1 protein-coding gene is annotated in these 214 nt (G+C 56.1%); it reads left to right on the top strand.

Annotation, left to right across the window (positions count from 1 at the left end):
- Positions 1-214 (top strand): VCBS domain-containing protein (locus tag MO387_RS21115; protein ID WP_242326533.1); only part of this gene is annotated, 214 nt, incomplete at both ends.

Genomic DNA, 214 nt, shown 5'->3' with positions numbered 1-214 from the left:
AATATCTGGCTGAAGGCGAAACTAAGGTCGAAACCTTTGTGGTGTTGAGCCAAGACGGCACTGAGCACACGGTCACCATCACCATTACCGGCACCAACGATGTGCCTGTGATTGCTGGTGACGATGTCGGCGCGGTCACTGAAGATGCCACCGATCCAGTTCTGACTGACAGCGGCACCTTAACCATTACCGATGCCGACAGCGGCCAGGCGGT

It is taken from the genome of Shewanella sp. N2AIL, from assembly GCF_022690845.1.
In the GTDB taxonomy this organism is placed as follows: domain Bacteria; phylum Pseudomonadota; class Gammaproteobacteria; order Enterobacterales; family Shewanellaceae; genus Shewanella; species Shewanella baltica.
Note: the sequence above shows the minus strand (reverse complement) of the source record. Positions and strands in the feature narration are given on the sequence as shown.